Annotated in this window: 10 protein-coding genes and 1 pseudogene; 6 read left to right on the top strand and 5 right to left on the bottom strand. The window is 36.0% G+C overall.

The window, feature by feature from the left end; genetic code table 11:
• Positions 1 to 74: 74 nt before the first annotated feature.
• Positions 75 to 449: a DUF6998 domain-containing protein gene (locus tag H4I94_RS15710; RefSeq protein WP_261183685.1), complete on the bottom strand. Its 375-nt coding sequence runs from the start codon at positions 447 to 449 to the stop codon at positions 75 to 77.
• Between the two features lie 23 nt (positions 450 to 472).
• Here H4I94_RS15710 and H4I94_RS15715 point away from each other — a divergent pair, with 23 nt between their 5' ends.
• From H4I94_RS15715 to H4I94_RS15730, 4 genes are all read left to right on the top strand, one after another.
• Complete coding sequence (locus H4I94_RS15715) at positions 473 to 763, top strand: type II toxin-antitoxin system RelE family toxin (protein WP_261183693.1); 291 nt, start codon at positions 473 to 475, stop codon at positions 761 to 763.
• A 234-nt stretch (positions 764 to 997) separates the two neighbouring features.
• Complete coding sequence (locus H4I94_RS15720) at positions 998 to 1,285, top strand: BrnT family toxin (protein ID WP_019836968.1); 288 nt, start codon at positions 998 to 1,000, stop codon at positions 1,283 to 1,285.
• On the top strand, positions 1,272 to 1,586 hold the full coding sequence (locus H4I94_RS15725; protein ID WP_004971243.1) for a BrnA antitoxin family protein: 315 nt from the start codon (positions 1,272 to 1,274) through the stop codon (positions 1,584 to 1,586). The genes H4I94_RS15720 and H4I94_RS15725 overlap by 14 nt, the downstream gene beginning before the upstream one ends.
• A gap of 306 nt (positions 1,587 to 1,892) precedes the next feature.
• A complete protein-coding gene (locus H4I94_RS15730; RefSeq protein WP_019836970.1) occupies positions 1,893 to 2,450 on the top strand; it encodes a DNA-binding protein in 558 nt (185 codons plus the stop codon).
• An 82-nt stretch (positions 2,451 to 2,532) separates the two neighbouring features.
• Here the strand turns inward: H4I94_RS15730 and H4I94_RS15735 are convergent.
• Both H4I94_RS15735 and H4I94_RS15740 read right to left on the bottom strand, forming a co-directional pair.
• Positions 2,533 to 2,822, bottom strand: a pseudogene (locus H4I94_RS15735) (type II toxin-antitoxin system YafQ family toxin).
• Positions 2,809 to 3,069, bottom strand: a complete 261-nt coding sequence (locus tag H4I94_RS15740) for a type II toxin-antitoxin system RelB/DinJ family antitoxin (RefSeq protein WP_004778838.1) — start codon at positions 3,067 to 3,069, stop codon at positions 2,809 to 2,811. The pseudogene H4I94_RS15735 and the gene H4I94_RS15740 overlap by 14 nt, the downstream one beginning before the upstream one ends.
• A 181-nt stretch (positions 3,070 to 3,250) precedes the next feature.
• On the opposite strand from H4I94_RS15740, the gene H4I94_RS15745 reads away from it, so the two are divergent.
• A complete protein-coding gene (locus H4I94_RS15745) occupies positions 3,251 to 3,934 on the top strand; it encodes a hypothetical protein (RefSeq protein ID WP_261183688.1) in 684 nt (227 codons plus the stop codon).
• 5 nt (positions 3,935 to 3,939) lie between these two features.
• A complete protein-coding gene (locus tag H4I94_RS15750) occupies positions 3,940 to 4,491 on the top strand; it encodes a macro domain-containing protein (protein ID WP_261183689.1) in 552 nt (183 codons plus the stop codon).
• A gap of 14 nt (positions 4,492 to 4,505) precedes the next feature.
• Here the strand turns inward: H4I94_RS15750 and H4I94_RS15755 are convergent, their stop codons facing one another.
• Positions 4,506 to 4,841 (bottom strand): hypothetical protein, encoded by a 336-nt coding sequence (locus tag H4I94_RS15755; protein WP_161412403.1) that lies wholly within the window; start codon positions 4,839 to 4,841, stop codon positions 4,506 to 4,508.
• Between the two features lie 363 nt (positions 4,842 to 5,204).
• Positions 5,205 to 5,507, bottom strand: coding sequence for a hypothetical protein (locus H4I94_RS15760; protein WP_004676056.1), 303 nt, complete (start codon positions 5,505 to 5,507; stop codon positions 5,205 to 5,207).
• Positions 5,508 to 5,718: the final 211 nt, after the last annotated feature.

The raw sequence follows: 5,718 nt of genomic DNA on the forward strand, positions 1-5,718 counted from the left end.
GGTGAAGTGTGTCTAATCAACAGGGTTTTCGGTCTCTAAGCACTTTTAAAAAGGAACTTCATCGACTCAAATCTCTATTTGCAACAGTGCCCCTGAAACTGCTCTATATTTAAGTCATAGACTACTTCAATACAGAGGTCCTCTGGGTTAATTCTTAAAACAATAATTCTGTCAACTAACTTAATCGTTTTAAGATTAAAATCTACATGACTTGCTGTAGTAACAGTCTTAACAGAAATTCTTTGTCCAGTACTGGAAACTACATCATAACCTCTCTGATTAACTGAATCGGCTAATTGCCCTAAGGTCATCATAGCTACATAAAGTTCCCCAATTCTTCCTGTTAAATGCCTTAATTCTGCAATAGGCATTCCCCAAGAGAGTTCTTTTTCAAACCATTCAATAGATTCACCTAAAGACTTAATAATATCGAATTGGCTCAACGCCATGATTAATTCCCTATCACTTATAAATTAAAGAGCTTACGATCACGTTCATAATCACAGCTGAATGGGAAAAACTTCCCAGTACTATCAGAGATCAATTTAAGAAGAAACTCGCTAAGGTCATAGAGCAGCCACATATTCCCAAGAATATACTCAGAGGTGATCTTGCAGGCTGCTATAAAATTAAATTATTAAAGGCTGGAGTCAGATTAGCTTATCAAGTCAAAGATGATCAAGTAGTCATCTTGCTCATCACCGTTGGGAAACGAGCTGACAGCATAGTTTATGACGAAGCGAAGAAACGCATTAAAGACTAAAAATGGGAGTTATAAGCCCCCATTTCAACACTTGTATATTAATATAAGTATCAGATACTTAGTAAAAACTTAAAATGCCAAAAATGCCCAAAAAGCCGATTTCGAAACAAGTCGGCTTTTTATTGAACAGATTTGTCACTTTCGGCCAATAATTTTGACTAAAAATTACGCATTTCAGCTTGAGTGATACAATTTTATGATACATTATTGTATATACAAATTTGAATGTTTTTTATGGAACAGTATTTTGAATGGGATGAGGCTAAGAATCGGAAGAATCAGAAAAAGCACGATGTCTCTTTCGAAACTGCAAGCCTTATTTTCGATGATCCATTAAGAATCTCAATCCAAGACAGACATACCGATGGTGAAGAACGTTGGCAGACCATTGGAAAAGTGAAAGGCGTACTAATGCTCTTAGTAGCTCATACCATCTTTGATGAAGATGACTGTGAAATCATAAGAATTATTAGTGCAAGACAGGTAACAAAAGCGGAGCGAGATAAATATGAGCATGGTTAGACACTCACGCAAAGAACTGAATGAAAAATTCAGCGACAAGCAAGATGCTGAAATTGAACGCTTGCTTGCTAAAGGCACGGTTCCTGATGATCAGTTAGATCTATCAGATATTCCTGAAATTACCGATTGGAGCAATGCTGTACGTCATAATCAATTCTATCGCCCAGTGAAACAACAGACTTCCATTCGTTTAGATGCTGATGTACTTGCATGGTTTAAAGCTCAAGGCAAAGGCTATCAAACACGAATGAATGAAATTTTACGGGATGCCATGCTAAAAGAATTAAAAAATCATCAATAAAAATAGGAGCTTAAGCTCCCATTTTTAGATTCGTATAACGTGTATCATGTCAATTTTAGTATGACTTAATAAAATCAATACTATATTTGCAGCTAGTAAAATTTATGGCTAGCTATTTTTATAATTAAAAATATAGAAGAATTACTGCCACATCGCTGGAAATCCAACTCAAATTAAAAAATAGGCATGGGGTTTAGCGGACGCTTACGTTTTAGCTAGTCATAATTCATAAAAAATATCGATTGTGTACTGTACTGTAATGTACTAAAGTACAATACAGTACAGTACACAATAGGAAGTAAACCCATGGCAATCACTAAATCAGATGTGGCAAAAGCCATCGAATCCCTTGCAGCACAAGGCTCAAACCCAACTAACGATAATATCCTTGCGGTTCTTGGTAGCGGCTCAAAGACCACTATCAACAAATACCGCAAAGAGATCCTTGAAGAGCAACTGGCGGCAGCCGTTACTACGGCAAAAACTCTGAAAGATGCGGAACTTGTTACCGTGTCACAAGTCATTGCAACCCTATTGCAAGAACGGATTGATGCAGTACAAGGCGGATATGCGGAAACAGTGCAACAACTGGAAAAGCAGCTTGCAGATACCACAGAAAAACTGGAACAGGTGCAAATCAAACTTGATGAACAGGTCAAACAAACTGATGACACCACCGACAAGCTGAAAGTCGCTCTTGCTAGTACAGATAAGGCAAAAGAAGACTACAACGCCTTGCAAGCCAAATATGAACAGCTACTCGAAAAATCAGGCTCGATCAAATATGTGGAATCACAACTCACTAATGCAAATGCACGGATAGCTGAATTAGAAAAACAGATTACAATGCAAAAAGACAAGTAACTGACGATGAAGGCTGACATGCTCCCCATTAAATCACCGGTTTAGCACGGAGTATGTCAACGCTCTTTGGGGGTTACATCATTCAAATTGCTAATTCGCTATGACTGCCTAAGCGAACTAATTTCAAAATTAGTAGTTCACCTTCTTCTGTTTTCTTATAGATTAAAACGAGATCAGGTTTGATATGGCAATCACGATGACCTACCCAATTACTGACCAAAGCATGGTCACGATACTTTTCAGGCAAGGCTTCATCAGCTTGCAATAATTCTAAAACAGTTTGTAGTTCAGCATCTAATGTATTTCGATGCTGCCTTTTTTCTCACGTTTATAGTCTTTCTTGAATGCTGATGTGTACTTAATCGTCCGCATTTAGATCAGCCATCAAATCTTTAACAGAAGTGAAGCTCTTTGCTTTGCTTAGATCTTCTTCCATTGCAGCAATGGTTTCAGGATTGGGCTGCCAAATTTCAAAAGGCAGAGCCTTTTCTTTCGCTACCTTGGTTAACAACAAGCGAACTGCATCTGAGACAGTTAAGCCCATTGTTGCAAGAACTTCTGTTGCTTCATGCTTAATGTTTTCGTTAATGCGAGTAGTGACTAGTGCATTTGAAGCCATGTTAAGCTCCTATGATTAACATTGTTAATCACACTATATTCTTAGATGAAGAAAAGTTCCCATTTCGCATAAGAGATTTTATGTTAAGTATATTTTTATATCTATAAAAAACTTTCCATATAAATGATTTATAAGAAATATATGTGATAATTTGAATCTTAAAAGTATCAGAGAAGATAAAATGGAAAAAAGTCTAAATTTAGCAAATTCAATTTTCGCAGGCTTTAATGATAAAAACGGATTAATGATTTGTGGTTATGAATGGGGTGAAGAAGCACAAAGTAAGGGGCAAGAAGTTATAATAGATATGACTAAAGAATGTACCTTTTCTAATAAATCATTGCGATATGGTGATGTTGCTAAGACATGGATTAAATACGATAAAAGAATTAGAACTTGGTTTTCTATGTGGGGGCATCCTCTAAATGAGGAAGGCTTAGGCGATGCTTTCGACAAAATGATTGTACAAACTAATTGGGCTGTAGAATCAAAAAAATCTCGTTCTGCAATTCCTTTCTACAAACAAGATGAAAATGTTGATAATTTCATAGCACATATAGAAGAACTTAGACCTAAAGTAATTCTGTTTATGGGAAGTGAGCTTTTAACTAAGGTACTAAAATTTTATAAAGTAAGGGATAAATTCACTGCAATTATGGGCAATGAAATTGAAAAATTGCAAACATTAAGAATGCCTGATTATCATGGCTCATTGGCTTATATCAATAAATTTGAAAACTGCACTGTAGTTGGATTGCCACATCCTTCTAGTGGTCGTGGAATTACAAATGAGTATATTGAATTTTGTGGATCTGAATTAAATCCTATTATTTCTCAATTTAAAAAAGATCGCGGTATTGCATAAAATTTATGAAAAAAGTCCATCTCATCCAAGCAGATATAACAGCTTTTGCTGTACATGCGATCGTTAACTCAGCAAATAAATCTTTGCTTGGTGGTGGTGGACTTGATTATGTGATTCATAAAAAAGCTGGACCATTGATGAAAGAAGAATGTGTTCGTCTAAATCAAGAAAAAGGTGGATGCCCTACAGGTCAAGCAGAAGTAACAACAGCAGGTAATCTGCCTGCTAAATACCTTATTCATGCGGTTGGACCACGATGGTTAGATGGCGAACACAATGAGCCACAATTGCTTTGTGATGCTTATAGTAATGCACTATTCAAAGCTAATGAAATTCATGCACTCACTGTTTCTTTTCCATGTATTAGTACAGGTGTTTATAGTTTTCCACCTCAAAAGGCTGCTGAAATTGCGATTGGCACCATACTCTCTATGTTGCCTCAATATGATCATGTTGTAGAAGTATTTTTTATCTGCCGAGAGGATGAAAATTATTTAATTTATAAGAATCTTTTATCGAATATCGATGATCCAAATATTCAGATTCTGATTTCTTAGCTCAAATTTTACAATTAGGTGCGATAGTGAGGATCTTTTCTAGGAATAGCTGACTCAGAGTCTATATCAAAGAAATCATAAATCTTAGATGCGGTTCGGGAAGTAAATAATGTCTTATCCATATAGACAATTACTTTATCTTTGTTCATATCGTAAATTACCCGACCTCGTGGAATCTGCTCATATTCATAAGCTCTAAGCTCTGGATATTCACTTTGTACATTCTTCCAATACTCGATATGCGTGTAAGGACTATCAATTAAGCCAATTGAATCAGCATCACCTAAATTAAACACATGAGCTATACCGATGACTTTATTATTCCAATACCAAAAAATCCCTATGTTCATTATCAACCTAGATCTTTAAATTTTTCTAAAATTAACATAATACACCTTATACGAAATGCGTTATAATTATCTATAGAAATCAATGCTGTAGTTTCTAGTTTATAGCCCAATCACACCCGATTGGGCTTTTTTTATGATTTTTCATGTTTCACGATCAAAAAATAATCAATGTTCCACGGTTTTGTTTAGCTTTGGCGAATAATCAATGGATGCCATTGAAGCCTTTTAGGTCTTCCGTTTTCTCAAAAATGAAGTCTCTACGATCCAGGATTNACACCCGATTGGGCTTTTTTTATGATTTTTCATGTTTCACGATCAAAAAATAATCAATGTTCCACGGTTTTGTTTAGCTTTGGCGAATAATCAATGGATGCCATTGAAGCCTTTTAGGTCTTCCGTTTTCTCAAAAATGAAGTCTCTACGATCCAGGATTAGGCAGTTTTTATTGTGTCGTCTAATTGATCGTGTTGCCTTACTGATGTCGTGACAATCCCAAAATCGGTCTGTTCCTGTGATTGCCGCTATGGGGTGTGCATCTTGTGCAATATAAATCAGGGCAACTACTATTTGTCTGCCGTTTTCATAGCGTTTCCTGGCGAATACAACATGATGTGCAATCTTAAGAAATTGGACTGTAGATTTATTTAAGCGTTCTTGAACAGACATAACTTATCTCCAAAAGCATAAGTTATTATATCAACTAATTTGCAACTAATTGTTGTTTTATATTAGCCATAAGGTTTAAAAAAAGGCACTGTTGCAAATAACCACGAATGGTAAGCTGAAGACTGTTTTAGCTAAAGGTGCAGCATATGAATCCTTTCCATGGTCGGCATTTTCAGGGCGAAATCATTCTTTGGGCTGTGCGCTGGTATTG

This window comes from Acinetobacter sp. T_3_1, assembly GCF_025377055.1.
Classification (GTDB): domain Bacteria; phylum Pseudomonadota; class Gammaproteobacteria; order Pseudomonadales; family Moraxellaceae; genus Acinetobacter; species Acinetobacter kookii.

Bases quoted from the DNA above. Each gene is read 5' to 3' on its own strand.
- H4I94_RS15720 (WP_019836968.1), top strand. From the start codon at position 998: ATGGAACAGTATTTTGAATGGGATGAGGCTAAGAATCGGAAGAATCAG.
- H4I94_RS15755 (WP_161412403.1), bottom strand. From the start codon at position 4,841: ATGAACATAGGGATTTTTTGGTATTGGAATAATAAAGTCATCGGTATA.
- H4I94_RS15710 (WP_261183685.1), bottom strand. From the start codon at position 449: ATGGCGTTGAGCCAATTCGATATTATTAAGTCTTTAGGTGAATCTATT.
- H4I94_RS15740 (WP_004778838.1), bottom strand. From the start codon at position 3,069: ATGGCTTCAAATGCACTAGTCACTACTCGCATTAACGAAAACATTAAG.
- H4I94_RS15750 (WP_261183689.1), top strand. From the start codon at position 3,940: ATGAAAAAAGTCCATCTCATCCAAGCAGATATAACAGCTTTTGCTGTA.
- H4I94_RS15760 (WP_004676056.1), bottom strand. From the start codon at position 5,507: ATGTCTGTTCAAGAACGCTTAAATAAATCTACAGTCCAATTTCTTAAG.
- H4I94_RS15745 (WP_261183688.1), top strand. From the start codon at position 3,251: ATGGAAAAAAGTCTAAATTTAGCAAATTCAATTTTCGCAGGCTTTAAT.
- H4I94_RS15730 (WP_019836970.1), top strand. From the start codon at position 1,893: ATGGCAATCACTAAATCAGATGTGGCAAAAGCCATCGAATCCCTTGCA.
- H4I94_RS15725 (WP_004971243.1), top strand. From the start codon at position 1,272: ATGAGCATGGTTAGACACTCACGCAAAGAACTGAATGAAAAATTCAGC.